We start from the raw sequence: 22801 nt of genomic DNA, 5'->3' as shown, positions 1-22801 counted from the left end.
TTCACTGGGTGCGATTGCCGTCGCCGTGTTCGGACAGGCCCACCTCACGGGCATCGTCGAGCGCGTTAGCAAGAATCGGTCGACGAGCGATTGAAAGAACGAGTGTCGTTCAGGTACCGCGCTCGTAGCGGTTCCGGACGACGATGGCGATGGCATTCATCGTCAACATCAGTCCCAGAAGCACGATTGCAGCGGCCGCAACAACGCCAGTCCGGTACTCCGGCTTCGCATTGCCCGCTGCCGCGAAAATCTGTAGTGGCAGTGCCGTTGCGCCGGCGAACACGCCGTCCGGCGGCGAGTACGTCGTCGTTGCGACGCCGATGATGACGAGCGGGGCCGTCTCACCGATGGCTCGCCCGAGCGCGAGAATCGTGCCGGTGAGGATGCCCGGCACCGCCTCCGGAAAGACCACCTCCCGCAGCGTCTGCCAGCGGCTCGCACCCATGCCGTAGGACGCCTGCCGGAGCGATTCTGGCACCGAACGCAGCGCCTCCTGAGCGGAGACGACGACGATAGGGAGAATGAGGAGGCCGAGCGTGCCGGCCGCGGCGACGACGAGGCCGGGGCCGAATCCGAGGGCGTTCCGGAACAGCGCGAGGCCAAGGAGTCCGTAGACGACCGACGGGACGCCGGCGAGATTCGAGATGTTGACCTCGAGCAGCGTCGCGAGTCGCCCCCGAAGCCCGGTTTCGGGCGCGTACTCCTCCAGATAGACGGCGGCGCCGACGCCGATGGGGAACGTCATGAGGGACATGAAGCCGACGATGATTATCGACCCGACAATCTGGGGGTACACGCCGGCGTTGCTCGCCGTCAGGCCGTCCCACGAGTTCAAAAGCAGCGTCGGGGAGAGGTAGCCTTCGAGCCCGGACACACCGAGCTGTCGTTCGATGAAGGCCCCGAGAAGCGTTCCACCGATGATGACGAACGGGCCGAGGAGCCCGATTCGCCCCCGAGATTCGGTTGCGACCGTCTCACCGATGACGTACCCGGTCGGGACGACGAGCAGCGAGAACATGACGACTCCCAACGATGGGTCGATGCCCGCACCGAGGGAGCCCCCGACCGTTGCGAGCGCGCCGCCGAGTACGAGACCGGCCACGAGTAGGCCCCTCTGGAGTGACCAGCGCCGCGTCGCCAGCACGCCACCAAGAGCCGCCACGGGCAGCGTGACGAGGATGAGGAACGCGATCCACCGCGCCGCGATGCCGACGATTGGTCGAAGCGGGCCGTAAGCCACGGCGGCGACAGCGATGCCAGCGAGGATGGACACCGGAATCGCCGGGCCTGTTCGCGTTTCGTTGCCGAACCGACGACCGTAGACGGCCACTGCGAGCGGTGGTACTGCACCGAAGACGAAGTAGATGAGCACGTCGTAGGGATTCAACGCGTCGAAGAGAGCGTACACGACGAGGCCGATGACCAGTCCGCCGAAGACGGCCGCGAACGATTTCGCGTTCGCTGTTCCGGCAGCCGGATTCCGGCGGGCGTACAGTGTGAATGCGGCCGTCGGCGCGACGAGCGTGGCGAAGTAGATCAGATACCACGTCGGCGATGCCGCCAACAGCCCGAGGGCGTCGACGGTGATGTAGACGAACAGGACGAGCAACGAGAGGATACCGACGAGTGTCGAACAGATGAGCAGTATCTCGAAGAGCCGTCCTTTCAGGCGCTCGAACTGGAGTCCTGTTGTCTCTTTGATCTCGTCGAAGCTGCTCGGGGCCGCCATTATTCATACACCTCCCGGAACCGCTGTCGAACGAACTCGGCGAGGATGTTCATCAGGAGTGTGATGACGAAAAGCGTCATCCCGAGTGCGAACATGGCCTCGTAGGTGACGCCACCGAGCGATTCGGCCTGTGCGATCTGCACCATCGCGGCCGTGATGGTCTGGCCGGATTCGGTGAGGTTCTGCAGCACGTTCGGGAAATACGGCATCTGCGGGCTCATGCCCATCGCCATCGTCACGGCCATCGTCTCGCCGATGGCCCGCGAAATCGCGAGCACGTAGGAGGCGACGATGCCGGACGTCGCCGACGGGACGACGATTTTCGTCGACACGTCGAACTTCGTCGATCCGAGGCCATAGCCCGCCTGTCTGATGCTGTCGGGCACCGAGTTCAGGGCGTCTTCACTGATGGAGGAGACCATCGGGATGATCATGATGCCGACGACGATGCTGGCTGCGAGGGCGTTGAATGTTCGCAGACCTGGAACGAATCCCTGAAGCGCGGGGGTGATGTAGACGAGCGCCATGTAGCCGTAGATGACGGTCGGGACGCCGGCGAGAATCTCGAGGGCTGGCTTGAGAACCGAGCGCGTTCTGACGCTTGCGTATTCGCTCAGATACACGGCTGCGGCCAGACCGATCGGGAGTGCGATAGCCGCCGAACAGATGGTCACGATAAGCGTGCCGCTGACGAGCGGTAGAACGCCATACGTGCTGTCGATGATAGGGCTCCAGTTAGTGCCGGTGAAGAAGGACGTGACCGATACTTCGCTGAAAAAGAGGATGGTTCGGCCGGACAGCGTGAGGATGATACCGACTGTTACCAAAATCGTAAGCAGCGCACACGCCGCGATGAGGCGACCGTACAGTCGTTCCTTGTTGACGACGAATCGGTCACGCGAGAGGTCGACCTGATCCGTCTCTGAGTTCCTACTCATCCGTTACTCCCTATCATCCATTACAGATTCATATACACCGTGGATTCGACCGCCGATTCAGCCGGTGTACTCCTCGAGGGTGCTGAGGTTCTCATCGACCATGTCCTGACTGCTGGGGACGTAGCCGATATCCTCCGCGACGAAGTCCTCGGCGGCGGATTCGACGTAGAAGCGGACGAACTCCTGGAGGTGATTTTTCGATTCGAGCTTGTTGCTGTTGGCGTAGAAGAACAGCGGCCGTGCGAGCGGATAGTCGCCGCTCTGGGCGCCTTCGAGGCTCGGTTCGACGGGGTCGCCGCCGTCGCTGCTGATGCTGAGTGCTTTGACCTCTTCGGGGTTGTTCGTGTAGTACGCGAACGGCAGGTAGCCCATCGCGTACTCGTTGCCTTGCACCCCCTGTGCGATCTGGTCGTCCTGCTCGGTGCCCTCGAAGTCGCTCCGAATCTTGCCTTCCTCACCGACGACGGTCTCGGTGAAGTAGTCGAACGTGCCGGAAGTGGTCGCAGGCCCGTAGAGGTCGAACGGTTCGTCGGGCCACTCGTCGTTGACGTCCGACCAGAGTTCTGGCGGTGACTCCGGCGACCAGATCTCCCGAAGCGTCTCGACGGACATGGAGTCGACCCAATCGTTGTCGTTGTTGACGACGATGGTGAGTGCGTCCTGTGCGATGAAGAACTCGACGGGCGTGAAGCCGTTGTTCTCGCTCTTTTCGACTTCCTCATCCGCAATCGGCCGACTCGAGTTGTTGATGTCGCTGTCACCCGGGATGAAGACGTTCCGGAACCCACCGGAACTGCCGTCGCGGGTGAGATTGAAACTGACGTCCGAGTGATCCTGCTGGAACTGCCGACTCATCTCCTGGGCGATAGGATACACGGTACTACTTCCGGAGATGCGGATGTTCCCCGACAGCCCGTCCGAGCCACTCCCTCCGTTGTCACTCGTACAACCGGCCAGTGCGAACCCGGCGGCGGAGCCGGCTGCTGCGAGGACGCTGCGACGCGAGACGACATCGGATGCGTTCTCTGCCATCACCGATACGTATCCGAGGGGCATATAAAGAGAGTGCTATGTTTACTGTATATATTACCAGATATCTACCCACTTCGTGGATTGGGTATGTTTCCCTATATAGATACGCAGCCACCAAGCGCTGTGGCTACGAGAGCTGCTGTGTCGTCCCCTCGGAGGCGAAGATCGCATCAACCACGCGCTGAAATCCGTGAACGCCGGACAGTCGAACTCCTCGCCGAACGCCTGCGCTTTCGAGGCGACACGTCGCAGGCGGCCCGAACGGACGCCTCCGGGTGGTCGGTGGCGGCCTCCGCAAAGCGCGTCCCGATGACTCCACAGCCGACGATGGCGACGTCGTATATACCGGTATCTCGTCGTCCGGACATATGTCGGTTCAGGTTTCTCGAGGTACGGAGCGGTCGCTGCTCGGGGGAGAATGTACGCCCGGAACACTAACTTCCGACATCACTCCAAGCGGTGTGCTCCGGTCAGTCGGCTAACCCTCGTGCCGGGCGGGAGACGTAGCGTCTCCAGTTGCCGAGACGGCGCAAACCGTCTCGGCGGTGGTCGAATCTGAACGTGACCAGCGTGTATGTCGCACACCCGGGTTCTCCGAGTCCTCATCGCCGCCCGAAGGGCTGCTCAGTCGGGGACTAAAGGTGCGCACCCGATATACGTGGTCGAACGGTAATCCTCTTTCGGGTACGGCTACATCGCGTAGTCGTCTTCCCGAACCTGTGCGTAGCGGCCGCCCCAGTAGCGGAGTTTCCTGAGGCCGTATTCGCCGAGCAGTTTGGCACCAGTGGTACCCCCGTACACGAGTTCACGCGGCGTGAATCCGTCGTCGCTCGTGACGCTGTTGACGAGTCCGAACACGGTGTCCCAGTCGTCCGGTTCGTAGCCGCGCACCATGTCGGCGAACACGCAGTTCCGCCGGACTTCGTCGCCGATGGCCCGCTGCCACTCGGCGTTGTAGGCGCCCAGTTTGTTCTGGGCGGCGAGACGGCCGGCGATGTGGCCCGTCCGAATCGCGACGTGGTCGCCGCCCTCGTGAAACGCTGAGGTGGCGCCCATTGCGCCGCCGACGACGGCGACGTTCGCGACCGTCGGCGACTCGATCGGCCGAGTCGAGGAGATGGGATACGTCTCCGTCCCGCCCGTCTTCCCGCGGTCTTCGACGAGCGGGAAATCCTCGAGGTCGTACTCCGGGTAGACGTCTTCGAGCATGCGCTCGATGTAGGTGCCACCCTGCGGAATGCGGTCATCCTCGGGCCGAAGCAGGCGGTAGGATTCGCGGTTCTCGACATCCGCCATGTCCATCCCGATGGGCATCGTCAGCCCGACGCGAGCGACCGGCTCGTCGTTCGGGAACACCCACGGATAGGCGGTATGGCCGGGCATGTACCCCCACCAGAACTTGATGCGGTCGCGCTCGAACAGCTCCTCGGGGAGGCGTCGATACTCCTGGTAGGCGATGTGGTTCGCCTTCCGAGAGGAGAGGGTCTCCATGTGCTCGTCACCGAGCCAGTTTTGGAGTACGGTGCCCGTGATGGTTCGCTGGGGGCCGTCGGCGAGGACGAGATAGTCCGCCCGGATTTCGCTGCCATCGCGCAGCGTCAGGGTATGACTCGGCGCGCCCGTGAGGTGGCTCTCGATGTCGCTGACGGCGTCGCCGACGCGGTACTCGGCGCCGGCGTTTTCGGCGCGCTCCCGGAGCCAATCGTCGAAGCGGGCCCGGTGGATGGTGAACCCGAAGTTCGGGTACGAGGATTCGAGGTTCGTGTCCGTCACCTCGAGTGTCTCGTTGGGGCCGATGAACTCCGCGGCGTTGAGCTCCTGAAGCTTGACCCGCTCGGGGATGGGTTCGTCGAGGGCCATCAGGTCGACCCAGTAGTCGAGGATGCCGGCGGCGTCGGTCGAGTCCGGCCCGAGCCCCTCGCGGTCGGCGCGCGGAACGCCCTTCTCGATGACGACGGCGTCGGCACCCTCTTTGGCGGCCGTGTAGCCGGCTGCGGAACCGGCCGGCCCCCCGCCGACGATGGCGACGTCTGCGCGTTGCATACTCCTCTCCGTGCGTGCAAGCAGCATAAAACGCTTGATGGCCGTCGCTCGCTGGGCGCCGACGCGGTGGCGAGCGGCCTAGTACTCCGGAGGCTCTTCGCGAACGCCCTCGCGTTTGTTGACTACGCGTGCCCAGACGAACAGCGCGTCAGAGAGGCGGTTCAGATACGCGACGGCGGCGTCGTTTACGGGCTCGTCCGAGGCGAGGGAGACCGCACGGCGCTCGGCGCGGCGACAGACCGCGCGGGCCTGGTGGAGTTTCGCGCCCACGTCGCTGCCGCCCGGGAGGATGAAGTTCTGGAGCGGTTCGAGCTCGTCGTCGAACGTGTCCATCCACGTTTCGAGCTGTTCGACGTGGTGTTCCTCGACGTGGGGTGCGTCCTCGTCATCCGTGTCGGGGTTAGCGAAATCCGCCTGGATGATGTGGAGGTGGTTCTGCACCGCCTGGAGTTTCTCGTCGACGTCGTCGTAGCCCGAGGGCCGAATCATCCCGATGACGCTGTTCACCTCGTCGACCGTTCCGTAGGCTTCGATGCGCGCGCTCGTCTTCGAGACGCGGGACATATCGCGCAGGTCGGTCATTCCCTCGTCGCCACGGCCGGTGTAAATCTTCATACCGGCCCATCGACCCGTGGGGGCTTATAGGCAGTTGCCTACTCTTCTGGTTCCGCCACGTCCTCCTCGGCTGCCTCGTCTTTCTCGTCTTCTTCGCCGGTCTCCCCCGCCGTCGGAGCGATGAAAAAGTACGCGAACACGCCGAAGGCGACGCCAAGCACGACGCCCGTCTCGATACCGCTGCGGAGGTCACCGAGCAGGGTTCCTCCAACGGTCGTGATGGCGAACGCCAGCGCGAAGAACGTCGTCGCTCGGATGAAGTCGTCCTGGACGAGACTACTCATTGCTCCCGATAGCGAGCGCTGTGGGGTAAAGCGTCCGTTTCAGAAAACGCGACGAAACGCAAGCGAGGTGCAGCAGCCGAAAGCGCAGCGCCTTCGGACGTTTAGAATCCCTTGCCCTGGAGTTCGCGGGCGATGATCATCTTCTGGATTTCGGTGGTGCCCTCGTAGATCTGGGTGATTTTGGCGTCGCGGTAGAAGCGCTCGGCGTCGAAGTCGTCGACGTAGCCGGAGCCGCCGTGGATCTGGACGCACTCGTTGGCGTTCTTCACAGCAGTGCGGGAAGCGAACTCTTTGGCCATCGAAGCGAGCTTCGTCAGCTGGCCGTCGGCGTGGTCGACCGACCACGCGGATTTGTAGGTGAGGTTCCGGGCCGCTTCGGCCTCGGTGTGCATGTCGGCGAGTTTGTGCTGGATGGCCTGGAAGTCGCCGATGGGCCGACCGAACTGTTCGCGTTCCTGGGCGTAGTCGAGGGCGCGCTCTGCGGCACCCTTGGCGATACCGACACCCTGCGCGGCGACACCGGTACGCGTCTCGTCGAAGAACTGCATCTGCTGGAGGAAGCCCATGCCCTCGGTGCCGACGAGGTTTTCCTCGGGGACGCGAACGTTATCGAGGATGAGCTCGGCCGTATCGGAAGCGCGAATGCCCATCTTGCCCGTAATCTTGTCGGCGGTGAAGCCGTCGCGGTCGGATTCGACGATGATCTGGCTGAAGCCGTTGTAGCGACCCTCGGCGTCGGGGTCGGTCTTACACAGCACGACGAAGAAATCACCGATGGAACCGTTGGTAATCCACATCTTGTTCCCGTTGATGACCCATTCGTCGCCGTCCTTCTCCGCGCGCGTGCTCACGCTTGAGACATCGGAGCCGGTGTCCGGCTCGGAGATGGCCGCGCCGCTGATTGCCTCGCCACGCGCGACGGGTTCGAGATACTCCTCTTTCTGCTCTTCCGTCCCGAACTCGATGATGGCTTCCGTTCCGAAGCCGGTCGAACAGAGACACAGGCCGATACCGGGGTCGGCGGCGAACAGTTCCTCGACGATGATGGCGGTGTCGAGCACGTCGTAGCCGGCGCCACCGTAGTCGAAGGGGATCTGCGGGGCGAGCAGGCCCATCTCGGCGGCCTGATCAATGACGTCGTGGGGGTATTTCTCCTCGCGGTCGTACTCTTTTGCGACCGGGATGATCTCGTTTTCCGCGAACCGCTGCACCTCGCTTTTGAGTTGCTGCTGTTCGTCGCTTAGTTCGAAGTCCATACGCTCCTGTTTGACTGGAAGTATAAAAGGGCAACTCTTCTAACGACGTTTGCAGGGACTCTACATACGGTTTACAGTGATAACCGGGTAGTGCCGGTGCCTTTATTCGAGGTCGACGTACTGGTCTTCCCATTCCCGGCGCGCTTCGATCTCGCGGCGGCCGCGACGGGTAAGCGTATAGAAGTTCGTCCGACGGTCGCGCTGGCCCTTCTCGACGAGCCCCTTGTCGACGAGGGTGTCGAGATTCGGGTAGAGCCGGCCGTGGTGGATCTCCTTCTCGTAGTAATCCTCCAGTTCCTCCTTGATGGCGAGTCCGTGTGGGTCGTCCCGGCCGGCGATGACGTACAGCAGATCACGCTGGAAGCCTGTCAGGTCGTGCATCGGTAAGTCCTATCTTTGTGTTATTGTCGCATTAGTTTAAATATGTCGAACCGGCGCTCGGCGTATCGGTCACGAACGCACACGAGACGACGCCTCCGGCAACTTTAGTCGCAGCGCGCTGATGGTAGAACCTGATACTAATCCAAGGACTGTCGAATCAATGACTGTTCGAGTATGATTGACGCTGGCGGCCATAACACAGGCGTGCTACGAGTCTCGCGTTTGAGAGACAAGGACATCGCTGTTCGGTGTTGCAGCGAGTGGAAAGCGGCCGGCCGGTGAAAAGATCGGCCGGCCGCTTGCCGCCCTGAATAGGTCCCCGCTGACGCTTCGGCCCTCCAAGCGAAGCGTCGACTGAATCAAGTGGCTATCGGATCATAAATGTACCGGCACGGGCAGGTTTGCTCAGATGTACTCCTCCTCGAGAACCCACCCGAGGGCGCGCTTGTAGTAGGTAAACATCTGCCTGACTCCCTCGTGGTTCATGTCCTCATCATCGAGTTCGTTCTTCAGGAATTCGTACTGCTCGCGGATCTCCTCTTCGTCGCGCATACCTCGTCGTTGGGGCCGGCACTGATGAATGTTCATCACCCGGAAAACCGGAACCCCCAACCGACCCCCGCTCCGACACCGCGCATGCGCGTTCACGTCATCGCGACTGGCGGCACCATCGCCTCCACCGCGGAGGGAAGCGACTCCGGCGCCGCGCCCGAACTCTCCGGCGACGACCTCGTCGAGGCCGTCCCCGAACTCGAAACGTACGCGGACATCACCGTCGAAAGCGTCGCCAGCAAGCCGGGCTTCGATATGTCGCCCGGCATCTGTGCTCGCGTCGCGGCCCGCATGGATGACCTGGCCGACGATGTCGACGGATTCGTCGTCACCCACGGCACGGATACGCTCGCTGAAACCGCCCGCTATCTCGACCTCACGACAAGCGCCCCCGTGGTCGTTACTGGCGCCCAGCGTCGCCCCGACGAGCGCGGCAGCGACGGCCCGACGAACCTCCTTACCGCGGTTCGAGCCGCCGCCCACGAGCGAGTCACGAGCGGTGCCTTCGTCGCCTTCGACGAGGAACTGCACGCCGCCGCCACTGTCCGGAAATCCCACACCAGCTCGCTCGATACGTTCCGCTCGCCCGAGTCGGGGCCGCTCGCCCGCTTCACTCGGCGCCGTATCCACTGGCACAGCGAGCCGACGGGCGATGATGCCGACCTGCCCGTGCCCGACGAACACCCGACTGTCCCGCTCGTCGTCTCCGCTTCCGGCGTCGGCCACCAAGCCTTCGCAGATGCCGAAGCCCGCGCGGACGGCATCGTCGTCGCCGGAACCGGCCTCGGGAACACGACAGCCGCGCTCGGAGCGGCCATCGCGGACGCCGACTGCCCGGTCGTGCTCGCCTCGCGCTGTCACGCCGGGCCGACCGAACCGGTGTACGGAACGCCCGGTGGCGCCGCCACGCTCGCCGGCTACGACCACGTCAGGTTCGCCCACGGAACGCCCTGGGCGGCCCGTATCGAGCTCATGCTCGCGCTTGCGGCCGACCGGGTCGACGACCGCTTCGAGCAGTTCGACTCGTAGTCGCGGGTGTTTTGCCGCCCCACGCCTCATGACTGGGTATGAAAGTTCGCGGGCAACGGGAGTGCAAGGAGTGTGGGGCGCGGTGGTCGTACTACCAGACCGGCGAGGTTGCCTGCCCCGACTGCGGCAGCCTCCACAGCGTCGGCGTCGACGAAGAGCGGTCGCTGCACACCGCGACGGCGGCGACGCTTGACCTCTCGCCGATTCGCACCGACGTCGACGACGTGCCCACCAGACGCCTCGCTGACCGCGCCGCCGACCGCACCCAGGCGTTCACGCAGGGGTACGGCTTCATCGAGGCGGGCGAGCTCCAGCCGCTCGACGACACCTATCTCGCCGCGATGGAACTGCGCCACGTCGCTGCCGAACTGGCCCGAAAGACCAGCGTGGACGACGACGAGGAACTGTATTTCACCGAACTCCTCCGCGCTGACGGGGGTGAGCGTCCCGACCCCGAGCAGGTGCCCGACTCGCTCCGTGCCATGCGCGGCCTCGCGTACGCGAACGCGGTCAAGGAGTATCGCTCCGACCTGCGTGCCTACCTCGATGAGCACCCCGACCCGGCCGTCGATTCCGTTCTCGAACGCCTCTCGACGCACGTCAAACGGGTTCGCGCGCTCGACGGCGACGTGGCGCCCCGAGAGGCCGAAACGCTCGTTTCCGTGGCTCGCGACATCGGTCGCTATCTCATCGAGGATGAGGAAGCCGCGCTCGCTCAGGCCGAGAGTCGGCTGGACGGCCTGGCCTGATTTCACCGATACGCCGCCACGAGCCGTTTCACGAGATCTCTATCGAACGTGTTGTCGGGAACCGCAGCTAGCCAGGCGACCTCGTCGATAGCGTCCTCGTGCGCGCTCGTGACGGTGGTGTCTCCGCCCGAAAGTACCCCGACGAACGTGGCGAAATAGAACTCGTAGGAATCGTCGCTGCCCTCTCGAACGAACGTCTGCTCGGCGATGGCACCGAGTTCGGCGATCTCGATTTCGGCGCCCGTCTCCTCTCTGACCTCCCGAGCTGCTCCGTCGGCAGGTGGTTCGCCAGCTTCGAGCCGACCGCCAGGGAGGAGCCACGTATCCCCTTCACGAACGAAGAGAACGCTCCCAGCATCGATGACTAGCGCGCCGACGCCCCACGCGCCGTCGTCGCCGCGCTCTACTCCCCGGTCGAACCGCTCTGCCGGGAGTTCGATGCGTTCGGCTTTCCGATACGGGTCGTCGTAGCGGGCGGCCAGTTCGTCCGGTGACAGCGGCATCCTCAGGGCAGTTCGACGTCGATGTCGTTCTGAAGCCCGGCCGCCTTGACGGTGTTGTAGAGCAACATCGCACGCGTCATCGGGCCGACCCCGCCGGGGACGGGCGTGATGAGGCCGGCCTGTTCTTTGGCGCTCTCGAAGTCGACATCACCGACCAGCTCGTACCCTTTGTCGGTGTCCGCGTCCACGCGGTTGATGCCGACGTCGATGACCGTCGCACCGTCACCGACCATCTCGGCGTCGATGAACTCCGGCATACCGGCGGCGGCGACGAGGATGTCGGCGTTCCGGGTCTTCTCGGCGAGGTTCTCGGTGCGGGAATGACACACCGTAACCGTCGCGTTGCCGTCCGGCGCCTTCTGGAGCAACAGATTCGCGAGCGGCTTGCCGACGATGTTCGAACGGCCGACGATGACCGCGTTGGCGCCCTCCGTCTCGACGTCGTACGCCTCCAGGAGCTTCTGGACGCCGTGGGGCGTACACGGACGGTAGCGGTCGTTGCCGGCGACGAGCCGGCCGACGTTCTCGGGGTGGAAGCCGTCGACGTCTTTCATCGGGTCGACGCTCCGGAGGACGCGGCGTTCGTCGACGTGATCGACGAGCGGCATCTGGACGAGGATTCCGTGGACTGCGGGGTCGTCGTTGAGGTCGTCGATGGTGTCGTGCAGTTCCGCTGCGGGCGCCTCGGTGTCGAGTTCGACGTGGATGCCGTTGATGCCGACCTCCTCGCAGTCCCGCTGTTTCATCGACACGTACGTCTCGCTTGCGGGGTCGTCGCTCATCAGAACGGTCGCGAGTCCGGGCGTGACGCCCTCGGCGTCGAGCGTCTCGATGCTCTCGGTCAGCGACTCGCGAACCTCGCTGGCGACGGCGTTGCCGTCGATGACCTCTGTCATTACCGGAGGCTGGTTCGCCCGGACGTATCAATGATTCGGGTTCGTGCTATGTTCGGCTCGTTCTGTGGCAGATATGAACACGAACGTGCTTACATTTTCCCGCCGAGCACCTTCGCCGCGGTCAACACCGGATCCCACGTCGTGTTGAACGGCGGCGCGTACGCGAGGTCGTAGTTCGACAGTTCGGCGACCGTGATTCCCTCGGTGACCGCGCCGACGATGGCGTGGCTGCGGTGGACGGCCCCCTCGCCGTATTCGGAGACGAGGCTGGCCCCGAGGACGCGCCCGCTTTCGCGGTCGGCGGTGAGCGTCACCGTCACGGTGCCGCTTTCGGGATAGTAGCCCGCACGGGATTTCGCATCGATAGTCTCGGTTACGGGGTCGAAGCCGGCGTCGCGGGCTTCCTCGTGGTCGAGAATGCCAGTCCGTGCCGCCTCGACGTCGAAGGCCTTGACCGCCGCCGTTCCGGCGATGCCGCCACCCTCGGTCAGGGTGCCAGCGACGGTCTGTCCAACCGCGCGGCCGTGCCGGTTCGCGGTCAACGCCAGCGGAACGTAGGCCGGTTCGCCGGAGACGACGTGTTCGGCCTCGGCACAATCGCCCGCCGCGTACACGTCCGGGAGGTTCGTCTCCCGATACCCGTCGGTCGCGATGGCACCCGTCGGCCCGAGTTCGACGCCCGCTTCCTCGGCGAGGTCGGTTCGCGGCCGGACGCCGGTGCCGACGAGCACCATCTCGACGGCCACCTCCTCGTCGGCCGTGACGACCGCTTCGACGGCGTCATCGCCGGTGAGTTCCTCGACCTCCGCACCGAGATAGAGGGCCACGTCCTTCTCGCGGAGGTGTTCTGCGACGATCTCGCTCGTCGCCTCGCTGAACCCCTTGAGCACCCGGTCGCCGCGCTGGAAGAGGTGTACCTCGAAGTCGTTTTCGGCCAGCGCCTCTGCCATCTCGACACCGATGTAGCCGCCGCCGATGATGCCGACGGCGCCCTCACACTCTTCGAGAAAGTGACAGGCCGGCCCGCGGTCGGGCTGTTCCAGGGGGCTCTCCTCGCGGGCACGGGCGATGAAATCCCGGAGCTCCTTGCCGTCGGTCATCGACCCGAGCGTGTAGATTCCTTCCCGGTCGATGCCCTCGACGGGCGGCTCGGTCGCCTCTGCACCCGTCGCGATGAGCAGGTGGTCGTACGACACCGTCGTCTCGCCGCCGTCGCTGCGTGCGGTGACCGTCCGGTCGTCGGCGTCGATCCCGACGACTTCGTGGCCCGTCCGGAGGTCGATATCGCGCTCCTCGCGGAACTCTTCGGGCGTGACCGAGACGAGTTCTTCGAGCGTCTGAATTTCACCCTTGACGTAGTACGGCAGCCCGCAGGCGCCGTATGAGACCCACTCACCCTTCTCGAAGACGATGATATCGAGGTCGGGGTTGTCGCGCTTTGCCTTGCTCGCGGCCGACATGCCGGCGGCGTCCCCGCCGACAACGACGAACGTGCTCATGACTCTCCGGTGCAGCGCGCGGGTGATAAAAGCCGGTCGGGTGTGTGACGGCGATGCCTGCGGGCGTTACTCGAAGTCGATGATGGAGCCTTCTCGCTCGTAGAGTGGGAACTCCTCACAGAGCGCTTCGACCTCCTCGGTCGCCTCGGCTTTCACGTCGTCATCGTGGGGGGTATCGACGACGCGGTAGATGATGTCGGCCACCTGCGCGCAGGCTTCCTCGTCGAAGCCGCGGGTCGTGAGCGCGGGCGTGCCGGCGCGGATGCCCGAGGGGTTGAACGGACTGCGCGTCTCGCCGGGGACGGTGTTCTTGTTGAGGACGATGCCGACCTCTTCGAGGGCTTCCTCGGCGACGGTGCCGGTGGTGTCGGGGTGGGACTCACGGAGGTCGACCAACACGAGGTGGGTGTCGGTGCCGCCGGAGACGAGTTCGAAACCGTGCTCCTGAAGCCGCGTACCGAGCGCCTCGGCGTTGTCGATGACCTGCTGGGCGTACTCTTCGAAGGCGGGCGTGAGCGCTTCCTTGAAGCCGACGGCCTTGCCGGCGACGTTGTGCATAAGCGGGCCGCCCTGTGCGCCGGGGAAGACGGCGGCGTCGATGTCGTCGGCGTACTGCTCGTCGCACATGATGATGCCACCGCGGCCCGCACGGATGGTCTTGTGCGTCGAGCCGGTGACGAAGTCGGCGACGCCGACAGGCGATTCGTGGACGCCGGCGGCGACGAGGCCGGTGATGTGAGCGATGTCAGCGAGGTGGTAGGCGTCGACGGCCTCGGCGGCCTCCTGGACGCGCTCGAACTCGACCTCGCGGGGGTACGCGGAGTAGCCGGAGACGATGATGTCCGGATCGAACTCCTCGGCCTGTGCGCGGAGCTCCTCGTAGTCGATGTAGCCCGTCTCGGGGTCGACCTCGTACTGTTCGACCTCGTAGGTTTTGCCCGTGAAGTTCGCGGGGTGGCCGTGACTGAGGTGGCCGCCGTGTTCCAGCTCCAGAGAGAGAATCTTGTCGCCAGGATCGAGCATGGCGAGGTACACGCCCATATTGGCCTGCGTGCCGGAGTGGGGCTGTACGTTGACGTGCTCTGCGCCCCAGAGTTCCTCGGCGCGTTCGATGGCCAGTTCCTCGACCTCGTCGGCGTACTCACAGCCGGCGTAGTATCGTTCGCCGGGATAGCCCTCTGCGTACTTGTTCGTCAGCTCTGAGCTCTGTGCTTCCAGGACGGCCTCGGAGGCGTGGTTCTCCGAGGCGATCATCGCCAGGGTGTTCTCCTGGCGGTCGCGCTCGCCCACGAGTGCGTCGGCAACCGCGGGGTCGATGTCGCGGACTCGGTCGTAGCTCATGTGTGACGCTCGGGAACGGCAGGACAAGAAGGTACCCGTTCTCGCTGAGCAGCGGCGACGAGCGGACGACTGCGAACCCGAAAACGCCCGACGGTGGGGTTCCGGAATATGATGGGCCTCGTGTATCCGGGGATACGCCTTTACAAGGGGAGGCGAACCGAAGAGGTAGATGGAGTGGGCTGCGACGGAACAGCGCGTCTGTGGGTTCGGGGAACGGGGGACAGTGAGCCTCGACGTCGACGGCTGGCGGCCGGGTGACGGCGCTCCCGCATTGCCTGTCGGTGTCGACGCCGCCACAGTCGGCGAAACGAGAAGTCTTCGACTCCCGGCGGAAGCGACTGCCACGACAGCAGACGGGACACCCCTCACGGAGGAGCGACTCTCCCAAGGGACGCATCTGCTCAGAGCCGACGCTACGTTCGAGGTCGATGTCGCCTTCGAGGGGTCGGCCAGCATCCACGACGCTGCCGACGGCACGCAGCTCCAGTTTGACGAACCAACCCCGGTCGCTGTCGGTTTCCGGGAGACGAAATCAGAGCGGCCGAAAGTGACGGTACCGCCGACGCCTGCGGGCATCGCGACGGCCGTCACCGCCGCCGGCCGGACGCACCGAACCGATGGCCCCGAGCGTTCTCATCCCGGCTTTCGACCGCGGACGCCCGCCGTGGCGTTCGGCGAGGAGTCAATACCGGCCGAACTCACCGGCGGGTCGGACGGTTCCACCATGACCGTCCCGGAGACGATGCCCGCCGTGTTGGTCGCGGCGCCGCTTGCGTACTATCTCGGGGCGACCCTCCGTGTCGACTCTGGGCCGCCGAGCATCGACGGCGATGCCCTCTCCCATGAGTTCGAGCCACTGCCCGACTTCGCCGAAGAGATGGCTGACGCGCTCTGTGGCCTCTGTCGACTCGACTGTCGGCTGCGCTCGGTGCCCGGCGAGACGGGGCCAGCCGACGGTGGCTTGGAGCACCTCCAGTCGGCGACACCCGGAGAGCGACTGGCCGCCGTTCTTGAATCGCCGCCGTCCGACCCCCCGACCTGGCCGCTGTCGACGTACGTCAACGACGATGTCGAGAACGGACGCTATCTCCCGTATCTGCTCGACCGGCTGAGTCTCGTCCACCCGGCTTCGGCTTCCGCGCTCGACCCGCAGACCCACCTCGAGCGCTCGCTCGATGAGTTTTATCGCGGCGAGGCGCCGTGTGTGGAGGCAGTCGACCCGTCGCTTACTGAGAGTCGCTTCCACACCTGGCTGGGCGACGGCACGCCCGTCGACGCCTCGACGCTCGTGGGCTCTGCGACACCCGACCCGGGCGTTGGCGACCAACTCACCATCGATGTCATCTGCAACGAGCCCGAGATGGGTGGCGAGCGCTGCGTTGCCGACGTGTATCGGCGCCGCCTCGACGCCCACGACGTCGACGTGCGCATCCACGAGCGGCTCAGCACGGCTGAACTGGCCGACGTGTTCCAGCGGCCGACCGACCTCGTGCATTTCGTCGGCCACATCGAGGTCGATGGGATGGTCTGCCCGGACGGGCTGTTGGCGGCGACCGACCTCACCGAGTGTCGAGCGGACGCCTTCTTCCTCAACGCGTGTGGCTCCTACTACGAGGGGTACGACCTCCTCCGGCAGGGCGCGACGGTCGGTGCAGTGACGCTGAATCCCGTGCTTGACGAGCAGGCCGTGACGTTCGGGATGTCGTTTGCGGCGACGCTCGCGTCCGGGTTCGCGTTCGACCGTGCGCTCGCGCTCGCCCGCGATGAGATCATCGTCGGGCGGGATTACGCGGTCGTCGGTGACGGTGCCTCCCGCGTTCGGCAGCCGCGAGGCCAGCCTGCAGTGCTCCACGTCGACAGGACGGTCGATGGCTTCACCGTCAGCTACGACGTCCTCACACCGGACGGCGCGGGCCGCCGCTACCGAGACCCCTTCGAGGGCGCCGAACATCCGGTCGGCGTCACCACGAGTGCCACGCTGGCCCGTGACGAGGTCGTCGACTTCCTGGAGCGAACTTCAGCACCAGTCCACTACGACGGCAGCCTCAGATGGGGGAACGAGCTAGCACGCCACGTCGAATCGTCAGGGCAACAGAGTTAACTTCGGTCACTTGTTTCGGTGATATAACGCAAGCCGTACCAATACGGCTCTTTATATATCTTTGGCGGGATTTCCGGCCGATAACACGCTAATATTAAATACGCTCACCTACATACATCTATACACGATAATGCAATCAAATCTCGTTGAGCGAACTATCGCAGGCGTTCTGCGCGAGACGCTCTCGGCCGCTACTGATGAACTGTACGTCGTCGATCCGACTCCCGAAACCATCGAGGCACTGGTCGACGTACTGGGCGAGGGCGCTCCGACTGTCCGACTGCTGGCCTCCGAGCAGACGCTGAAAAGTGTCATGGACGATTTCATCGTCGCCAGCAGCGCTGCAGACCACGCCGAAGCAGGCCGTCTCGAACTCCGAACGTACGAGGCGGGCGCGAACACGCTCCTCGTGACCGAAGAATCCGTCGTCTCCGTCGTCCACGCTGGCGACCGCGTTGCGGGCCTCGGCACCGACGACGAGGCGTTCATCGAGAGCGCCTACGAACGGTTCACTGATGCCTGGGCTGACGCCGACGAGTTCGGCCTCCGTACCCCGGCGATCTCCCGTGTTCGCTCGACGCTCGAAACCCAACTCGGCGACGCGACCGCCGACGACTTCGATGCGGTGCTCACCTCGCTCGAAACCGCCCGTGGAAACGGCGACGGTCTCGACGAAGTGACGATCTCGCTCCTGGTCGCTGCCCGGAACGAAGACCTCCTCTACGACATCTCGAAGTGGGGCGAGGACGTTGGCATCGCCTCCAAAGCGACGTTCTCGCGGACGAAGACCCGGATGGAGGAGATGGGGCTGCTCGACACCGAGAAAGTGCCCATCGACATCGGCCGCCCGCGACTCCGCCTGAAGCTCGGTGACGACCGACTCAAGGATGCCGACAACGGCCAGCTCGCAAGCGTCGCCCAGTCGATGCTCGCAGCCTAACCGGGCCCGCCGCGTTCCTTCCCGCTGTTTTATCGCCCGCCCGATGCTTGAGACACGCATGTCACCGCTCGCTGACCGACGACGATACACCACACGACCGTGACGACGGTCGGCTTACTGGGCTCGGGCCCGGCGATTGCGGCCGTTCGGGCGGCACTCGAGGAGACGCAAGCGAGGCCGACCGAGACCGCCATCGACGACCTGCCACGCGCCGATGTCGCCGTCGTGGCCGCCGCTGTGGACGGGATGCTGCTCGACGGTGCAGGTGCGATAGCCCGCGAATCCGGAACACCACTCGTCACCATCGAGTTGGGCGGTATCGGCGGCACCCCGGTCGCAGGCGTGAACGCTGCCGTCTCGGGATTCGCCCCGGAGACGGGGTGTTACGACTGCTTGTGCCACCGCGTCGAGGCCGCAGCCCCCGAGCCCGGTACCAGCGACCTCGAGGCAGGGACAGCGCGGTTCGCCGGCGCCATCGCCGGTCACGAACTCGCGACGCTCGTCACCGGCGGGCAATCGTCGGTCATCGGCGGCACAATCGAGATTCCGCACGCCGAGCGCCGCGTGCTGCCGGTGCCGTTCTGTTCGTGTGCCGACCCGAACCGCGACCGCTCGGGCCTCCGGCGAACTCACGAGGAGCGGTCACTGGACGAGGCGCTTTCGGCGGCCGAACGCGCCTTCGACGAGCGCGTTGGCCCCATCACGAACCTCGGAGAGGTGGAATCGTTCCCCGTGCCGTACTATCTTGCCACGCTCGCGTCGACGCCGTTCTCGGACGCCGACGTTCCCGAGCACGCCGCTGGCGTCGGGGTCGACTGGGACACGGCGTTCATGAAAGCACTCGGAGAGGCACTGGAGCGGTACAGCGCGGCCGTCTACCGTGACCCGACGTTCGAGACGGCGCCGACGAACCCGGTCATTCCGGCACGGTTCGTTCAGCCCGGCGACGCCCCCGACCCGGATGCCATCGAATACTGGTATCCCGCCGAGCAGCTTGCGACCGACGAGGCGGTTCAGCTGCCGGCCGAAACGGTCGTGTTCCCGCCGCCAGAGCGCAATATCCGGCCGGCCATCACGACGGGGCTCGGGCTTGGAAACGGCGGCGTCGAGGCGCTTCTCTCGGGGCTCTACGAGGTCATCGAGCGCGACGCGGCGATGTTGTCGTGGTACTCGACGTACGACCCGCTCGGGCTCGCCGTCAGCGACGACGATTACGCGACGCTTATCGCCCGCGCACGCAGCGAGAACTTGGAGTCGACGGCGCTCCTACTCACGCAGGACGTCGATGTCCCGGTCGTGGCTGCCTGCGTCCACCGGAATGGCGAGTGGCCCCGCTTCGCCGCCGGAATGGCGGCCGATCTGAACCCGAACGTGGCCGCTCGCGGCGCTTTAGAGGAGGCCATCCAGAACTGGCTTGAACTTCGGCGGATGGGCCCCGAACAGGCGAGCGAGGAGTCCGGCGCCATCGGGCCGTACGCCGACTTCCCTGCCGAAGCCCGGGCGTTCGTCTCTCCCGAAACAACCATCCCTGCATCGAGCGTCGGCCCCGAGGCTGTTCCGGGCGGGCGTGCCGAACTCGACGCCGTCGTCGAACGGGTCACCGACGCGGGGCTGACGTCCTATGGCGCTCGTCTGACTCCTCGGGACATCGAGGGACTCGGCTTTGAGGCGGTTCGGGTCGTCGTTCCCGAGGCGCAGCCGCTTTTCACCGGCGATTCCTACTTCGGCGAGCGGGCCCGGACGGTGCCCGAGGAACTCGGCTTCGAACCGCGCCTCGAGCGGGCCCACCATCCATTCCCATAACCGCTTGACAACGGAAAACACATGACTCCTGACGCCCTTCTACCACTACTAAACTGAATGGCACTTGAAGATAGGGCGCGGGCGCTGAAGGAGCTCAACACCTTCGCGACCGAGATAACGGAGTACGACGACCGGACAGCCGTGTGTGAACGCACCATCGAAGCCGCCGAGTCCGTCCTCGATTTCGATATCTGCGTCATCAATCTGGAGCGCGATGGCCTTCTCCACATCGCTGCTATCTCGACAGCCACGCCGCCGGAAGGTGCCCAGCCGATGTCGACCGATGAGGGCCTGATCGGCAAGACGTACCAGGAAGGCGAATCCTTTCTCGTCGAAGACCTCGAAACGTGTGCGGATGCCAACACACAGGGGCCGTATCGATCCGCTGTCAGCGTCCCCATCGGCGAGCACGGCGTCTTCCAGACCGTCTCCGGGGAGACAGCAGCGTTTGACGAAGACGACATCGAACTCGCCGAGCTGCTCGTCGCCCACTGTGCGGCCGCGCTCGACCGCATCGAACACACCGAAGAGATACAGGAACGAACCCGGCGTCTCGAACGACAAAACGAGCGCTTAGCGGAGTTCGCAAGCGTCGTCAGCCACGACCTCCGGAATCCGCTCACGGCGATGCAGGGGTATCTGGAGCTGGCCCAGGAGACGGGCGATCCCGAATATTTCGAGCGGTGTGAGTCGTCCATCGACCGGATGCGGGCGCTCATCGACGACCTGCTCTCGCTGGCCCGTGAGGGTGAATCGGTCGACGAAACCCAGGCCGTCTCCCTCACGGATGTCGCCGAAACCGGGTGGGAGACGATCTGTGATGACGAGCCGACACTCGAACTCACGGAGCCCGTCCATATCGAAGCAGACCCGGATCGGCTCCGACAGCTGCTGGAGAACCTGTTCCGAAACGCAGTCGAACACGGTGACGAGGCTGTCACTGTCCGCATCGGCCCCCTCCCCGACGGGGACGGCTTCTTCGTCGAAGACAACGGCCCCGGCATCCCCGAGTCCGAGCGCGCTGACGTGTTCCAGGCCGGGTATTCGACGAACGATAGGGGCACCGGCTTCGGCCTCAGCATCGTCAAACGCATCGCCGAGGCACATGGCTGGGGAACCACGCTGGCCGAATCGGCGGATGGCGGCGCCCGCTTCGGTTTTCGGAACGTCACGCCAGCCAACATCGAGTGACGGCGCGGCGACAGCCCGTCCGATACCAAGTGAGTTAGGCACCGAGCAGTAGTGGCGAACGCCGAAGGTGTAGATATGACCGGTGAGCCAGCCGTCCAGCGCCGTGAGGTCGCGAGCGCGTGGGCCCGTGATGCAATCGTGCTCAGCGAGACCGGGGTGCTGGAGCCGGATGACGAGGAATACGAAGAACTGCTCCGGCTGGCCGCTCGGGACTAACCTACATGCATATCGGGTCTTCGGGACGGAACGCTTTTTCCCCCTGACAGCGAGAGCGAGGTATGGATGTGACGAGCGTATTGCAAGCCGGCACGCCTGCGCCAACGCCGGCTCCCGGAGAGCTGGCCCGCCCCGAGTGGCTACCGGGCTATGTTCCGACGGGTTTCTACCAGCTCTTCGCCGCGGTCGCGTTCGTCATCGTCGCGTACTACGCCTCGAAGCTCGCCCGCCAGCTGCTCGGGCGCCGCGTCGCCCGCCGCTTCCAGCGGCCCTCCGTCAGCCGAACCATCCTCCGGGGTATCCAGGCGAGCATCGTTATCGGGGCGGTCGTGACGGCGCTCGGCTGGATGGGACTCGGCCTTGGCAATCTCGCGCTGTCCGTCGGTGTGTTCTCGGCGGTGGCGGGTATCATCCTCGCACCCATCATCGGCAGCGTCCTCAGCGGGGTCTTCATTCTCAACGAACAGCCCTACGAAATCGGCGACATGATCGAACTCCAGGACACCGACACCAAGGGATTTGTCGAGGATATCACGCTGCTGTACACGAAGATTTTCACCCTCGACAACACGTTCATGGTGTTGCCGAACGGCGAGATGCGCGGCCGGGATGTCGTCAACTACTCGGCTGAAGACACCCGCATTCGGATGACGCTCGACGTGGGCATCACCTACGAAAGCGACATTCCGACAGCGCGCGCCCAGATGGAGGCGGCGGCCCGCGAGGTCGATGCAGTGATTCAGGGCGGGCCGGATATCCGCGTCGGCAGCGCCCGGTATCCGGCGTCTCCGACGTGTTACATCAGGAATTTTGGCGACAGCGAGGTCACGCTGCGGCTCCGCTACTGGGCGAACGAACCGTACAAACAGACGACCGTTCGCTCGCGGGTGATGACGAACGTCTGGACACGGTTTGAGGACGCGGGCATCGAAATTCCATACCCACACCGACATCTCGTGTTCGACGATACGAGTGGCGAGATGCAGATGGCCATGCGGGAGGGCAGCGACCCCACAACGGCTCAGGAGGGTGGAGCGACCGCGCGGGAGACGTCGGCAGAAGGGGATGACAGCGACGAGACTACGGACTCGCCGTGATGACCTGACAGTCGAGCTTGCTCCGGAGGAACTGCTCGACATCGGGGTCGTCGACGAGTCGGCGCACCATCCGACGCCACCGGCTGGCCTGTTTGCGGCCGATGACGACGTAGTCGGCGCCCTCCTCTGCGACCTCATCGAGGATGGTCTCCTCGACGAGGAAGCCGTCCCGAACGACGTATCGGGCGCGCTCCGGTCGGCCGAACTCCCGTTCGACCGCCTTCTTCAGCTGTGTCCGGGTGACGCGTCGGTCGTGTTGGTACAGATTGACGTGCAGAATCGTCAGGTCGGCGTCGTGTTCCGCGGCGACCTCGATGGCTCTTTCGAGCGTCGCCCGCGAGTGTTCCGAGAGTGGGTACCGAACAGGTACCACGACCAGCGTCATTATCGGGGAAAATAGAGGCCAGCGTGTCAAGGTTCCGATTAAAACCGCTACAACCCCGTCCGGACGATTCGGCCCTCCAGTTTGGTCGCGATGCCGACGGTGCGTGCATACTCGATCAGAACGTCGTACTGTGTTTCGTACCGGCTGATGACGGCGTCCTCAGTTAGCGTGGGGAACTCGACGCCGGTGTGGAGGATGAACTCGGAGATGGCGAGTCGGTA

The 22801-nt window shown here is 64.7% G+C and carries 22 protein-coding genes; 8 read left to right on the top strand and 14 right to left on the bottom strand.

Translation table 11 applies throughout. The features are described from left to right. Nucleotides 1–109: 109 nt before the first annotated feature. From pstA to ACI8UR_RS06430, 9 genes are all read right to left on the bottom strand, one after another. Complete coding sequence (gene pstA, locus ACI8UR_RS06470; RefSeq protein WP_415087687.1) at nt 110–1729, bottom strand: phosphate ABC transporter permease PstA; 1620 nt, start codon at nt 1727–1729, stop codon at nt 110–112. Beyond that, entirely contained in the window at nt 1729–2667 is a 939-nt protein-coding gene (gene pstC, locus ACI8UR_RS06465; protein ID WP_411715980.1) for a phosphate ABC transporter permease subunit PstC, read from the bottom strand. The genes pstA and pstC overlap by 1 nt, the downstream gene beginning before the upstream one ends. 57 nt (nt 2668–2724) lie before the next feature. Then, entirely contained in the window at nt 2725–3699 is a 975-nt protein-coding gene (locus tag ACI8UR_RS06460; protein WP_411715981.1) for a PstS family phosphate ABC transporter substrate-binding protein, read from the bottom strand. Nucleotides 3700–4389: 690 nt separating this feature from the next. Beyond that, nucleotides 4390–5742: an NAD(P)/FAD-dependent oxidoreductase gene (locus ACI8UR_RS06455; protein ID WP_411715982.1), complete on the bottom strand. Its 1353-nt coding sequence runs from the start codon at nt 5740–5742 to the stop codon at nt 4390–4392. A 78-nt stretch (nt 5743–5820) separates the two neighbouring features. Next, nucleotides 5821–6357, bottom strand: coding sequence for a cob(I)yrinic acid a,c-diamide adenosyltransferase (locus tag ACI8UR_RS06450; protein WP_411715983.1), 537 nt, complete (start codon nt 6355–6357; stop codon nt 5821–5823). Nucleotides 6358–6395: 38 nt separating this feature from the next. Continuing rightward, nucleotides 6396–6641: a hypothetical protein gene (locus ACI8UR_RS06445; RefSeq protein ID WP_411715984.1), complete on the bottom strand. Its 246-nt coding sequence runs from the start codon at nt 6639–6641 to the stop codon at nt 6396–6398. Between the two features lie 101 nt (nt 6642–6742). Then, nucleotides 6743–7897: an acyl-CoA dehydrogenase family protein gene (locus ACI8UR_RS06440; RefSeq protein ID WP_415087686.1), complete on the bottom strand. Its 1155-nt coding sequence runs from the start codon at nt 7895–7897 to the stop codon at nt 6743–6745. Between the two features lie 102 nt (nt 7898–7999). Beyond that, nucleotides 8000–8278: a PadR family transcriptional regulator gene (locus ACI8UR_RS06435; RefSeq protein WP_411716042.1), complete on the bottom strand. Its 279-nt coding sequence runs from the start codon at nt 8276–8278 to the stop codon at nt 8000–8002. Between the two features lie 405 nt (nt 8279–8683). Continuing rightward, nucleotides 8684–8830: a hypothetical protein gene (locus tag ACI8UR_RS06430; protein WP_178917488.1), complete on the bottom strand. Its 147-nt coding sequence runs from the start codon at nt 8828–8830 to the stop codon at nt 8684–8686. 84 nt (nt 8831–8914) lie between these two features. Here ACI8UR_RS06430 and ACI8UR_RS06425 point away from each other — a divergent pair, with 84 nt between their 5' ends. Both ACI8UR_RS06425 and ACI8UR_RS06420 read left to right on the top strand, forming a co-directional pair. Further along, complete coding sequence (locus ACI8UR_RS06425; protein ID WP_415087685.1) at nt 8915–9859, top strand: asparaginase; 945 nt, start codon at nt 8915–8917, stop codon at nt 9857–9859. Nucleotides 9860–9897: 38 nt separating this feature from the next. After that, nucleotides 9898–10608, top strand: a complete 711-nt coding sequence (locus tag ACI8UR_RS06420; protein ID WP_411716039.1) for a TFIIB-type zinc ribbon-containing protein — start codon at nt 9898–9900, stop codon at nt 10606–10608. A gap of 2 nt (nt 10609–10610) precedes the next feature. Here the strand turns inward: ACI8UR_RS06420 and ACI8UR_RS06415 are convergent, their stop codons facing one another. From ACI8UR_RS06415 to glyA, 4 genes are all read right to left on the bottom strand, one after another. Next, nucleotides 10611–11111 (bottom strand): NUDIX hydrolase, encoded by a 501-nt coding sequence (locus ACI8UR_RS06415; protein ID WP_411716037.1) that lies wholly within the window; start codon nt 11109–11111, stop codon nt 10611–10613. A gap of 2 nt (nt 11112–11113) precedes the next feature. Further along, nucleotides 11114–12007, bottom strand: a complete 894-nt coding sequence (locus ACI8UR_RS06410; RefSeq protein WP_411716036.1) for a bifunctional methylenetetrahydrofolate dehydrogenase/methenyltetrahydrofolate cyclohydrolase — start codon at nt 12005–12007, stop codon at nt 11114–11116. 89 nt (nt 12008–12096) lie between these two features. Further along, entirely contained in the window at nt 12097–13506 is a 1410-nt protein-coding gene (locus ACI8UR_RS06405; protein ID WP_415087684.1) for an FAD-dependent oxidoreductase, read from the bottom strand. Nucleotides 13507–13572: 66 nt separating this feature from the next. After that, nucleotides 13573–14847, bottom strand: a complete 1275-nt coding sequence (gene glyA, locus ACI8UR_RS06400) for a serine hydroxymethyltransferase (RefSeq protein ID WP_415087683.1) — start codon at nt 14845–14847, stop codon at nt 13573–13575. 169 nt (nt 14848–15016) lie between these two features. Between glyA and ACI8UR_RS06395 the strand changes: the two genes are divergently transcribed. The 6 genes from ACI8UR_RS06395 (at nt 15017) to ACI8UR_RS06370 (ending at nt 22195) form a co-directional block, all read left to right on the top strand. Then, the gene (locus tag ACI8UR_RS06395; RefSeq protein WP_415087682.1) at nt 15017–16948 is read left to right on the top strand and encodes a hypothetical protein; all 1932 of its coding nucleotides are present in this window, start codon (nt 15017–15019) and stop codon (nt 16946–16948) included. Nucleotides 16949–17078: 130 nt separating this feature from the next. Then, on the top strand, nt 17079–17888 hold the full coding sequence (tbsP, locus tag ACI8UR_RS06390; RefSeq protein ID WP_411715579.1) for a transcriptional regulator TbsP: 810 nt from the start codon (nt 17079–17081) through the stop codon (nt 17886–17888). Between the two features lie 99 nt (nt 17889–17987). Beyond that, entirely contained in the window at nt 17988–19691 is a 1704-nt protein-coding gene (locus ACI8UR_RS06385; RefSeq protein WP_411715580.1) for a YcaO-like family protein, read from the top strand. A 57-nt stretch (nt 19692–19748) separates the two neighbouring features. Next, entirely contained in the window at nt 19749–20882 is a 1134-nt protein-coding gene (locus tag ACI8UR_RS06380; RefSeq protein ID WP_411715581.1) for a GAF domain-containing sensor histidine kinase, read from the top strand. Between the two features lie 75 nt (nt 20883–20957). Then, a complete protein-coding gene (locus ACI8UR_RS06375; protein WP_411715582.1) occupies nt 20958–21098 on the top strand; it encodes a hypothetical protein in 141 nt (46 codons plus the stop codon). A gap of 62 nt (nt 21099–21160) precedes the next feature. Further along, nucleotides 21161–22195, top strand: a complete 1035-nt coding sequence (locus ACI8UR_RS06370; protein ID WP_411715583.1) for a mechanosensitive ion channel family protein — start codon at nt 21161–21163, stop codon at nt 22193–22195. Here the strand turns inward: ACI8UR_RS06370 and ACI8UR_RS06365 are convergent. Beyond that, nucleotides 22179–22580 carry a universal stress protein gene (locus tag ACI8UR_RS06365; protein WP_411715584.1) on the bottom strand — a complete coding sequence of 134 codons (402 nt, stop codon included), beginning with the start codon at nt 22578–22580 and terminating at the stop codon, nt 22179–22181. The genes ACI8UR_RS06370 and ACI8UR_RS06365 overlap by 17 nt on opposite strands. Nucleotides 22581–22801 lie beyond the last annotated feature (221 nt).

The organism is Natronomonas sp. (assembly GCF_047616845.1).
In the GTDB taxonomy this organism is placed as follows: Archaea; Halobacteriota; Halobacteria; order Halobacteriales; family Haloarculaceae; genus Natronomonas.
Note: the sequence above shows the minus strand (reverse complement) of the source record. Positions and strands in the feature narration are given on the sequence as shown.

Coding starts and splice junctions, on each gene's coding strand:
- ACI8UR_RS06455 (WP_411715982.1), bottom strand. CDS start 5,742: ATGCAACGCGCAGACGTCGCCATCGTCGGCGGGGGGCCGGCCGGTTCC.
- ACI8UR_RS06380 (WP_411715581.1), top strand. CDS start 19,749: ATGGCACTTGAAGATAGGGCGCGGGCGCTGAAGGAGCTCAACACCTTC.
- pstC (WP_411715980.1), bottom strand. CDS start 2,667: ATGAGTAGGAACTCAGAGACGGATCAGGTCGACCTCTCGCGTGACCGA.
- ACI8UR_RS06370 (WP_411715583.1), top strand. CDS start 21,161: ATGGATGTGACGAGCGTATTGCAAGCCGGCACGCCTGCGCCAACGCCG.
- pstA (WP_415087687.1), bottom strand. CDS start 1,729: ATGGCGGCCCCGAGCAGCTTCGACGAGATCAAAGAGACAACAGGACTC.
- ACI8UR_RS06435 (WP_411716042.1), bottom strand. CDS start 8,278: ATGCACGACCTGACAGGCTTCCAGCGTGATCTGCTGTACGTCATCGCC.
- ACI8UR_RS06395 (WP_415087682.1), top strand. CDS start 15,017: ATGGAGTGGGCTGCGACGGAACAGCGCGTCTGTGGGTTCGGGGAACGG.
- ACI8UR_RS06440 (WP_415087686.1), bottom strand. CDS start 7,897: ATGGACTTCGAACTAAGCGACGAACAGCAGCAACTCAAAAGCGAGGTG.
- ACI8UR_RS06405 (WP_415087684.1), bottom strand. CDS start 13,506: ATGAGCACGTTCGTCGTTGTCGGCGGGGACGCCGCCGGCATGTCGGCC.
- ACI8UR_RS06425 (WP_415087685.1), top strand. CDS start 8,915: ATGCGCGTTCACGTCATCGCGACTGGCGGCACCATCGCCTCCACCGCG.
- ACI8UR_RS06430 (WP_178917488.1), bottom strand. CDS start 8,830: ATGCGCGACGAAGAGGAGATCCGCGAGCAGTACGAATTCCTGAAGAAC.
- ACI8UR_RS06460 (WP_411715981.1), bottom strand. CDS start 3,699: ATGGCAGAGAACGCATCCGATGTCGTCTCGCGTCGCAGCGTCCTCGCA.
- ACI8UR_RS06365 (WP_411715584.1), bottom strand. CDS start 22,580: ATGACGCTGGTCGTGGTACCTGTTCGGTACCCACTCTCGGAACACTCG.
- ACI8UR_RS06415 (WP_411716037.1), bottom strand. CDS start 11,111: ATGCCGCTGTCACCGGACGAACTGGCCGCCCGCTACGACGACCCGTAT.
- ACI8UR_RS06450 (WP_411715983.1), bottom strand. CDS start 6,357: ATGAAGATTTACACCGGCCGTGGCGACGAGGGAATGACCGACCTGCGC.
- glyA (WP_415087683.1), bottom strand. CDS start 14,847: ATGAGCTACGACCGAGTCCGCGACATCGACCCCGCGGTTGCCGACGCA.
- ACI8UR_RS06445 (WP_411715984.1), bottom strand. CDS start 6,641: ATGAGTAGTCTCGTCCAGGACGACTTCATCCGAGCGACGACGTTCTTC.
- ACI8UR_RS06375 (WP_411715582.1), top strand. CDS start 20,958: ATGACCGGTGAGCCAGCCGTCCAGCGCCGTGAGGTCGCGAGCGCGTGG.
- ACI8UR_RS06420 (WP_411716039.1), top strand. CDS start 9,898: ATGAAAGTTCGCGGGCAACGGGAGTGCAAGGAGTGTGGGGCGCGGTGG.
- ACI8UR_RS06410 (WP_411716036.1), bottom strand. CDS start 12,007: ATGACAGAGGTCATCGACGGCAACGCCGTCGCCAGCGAGGTTCGCGAG.
- tbsP (WP_411715579.1), top strand. CDS start 17,079: ATGCAATCAAATCTCGTTGAGCGAACTATCGCAGGCGTTCTGCGCGAG.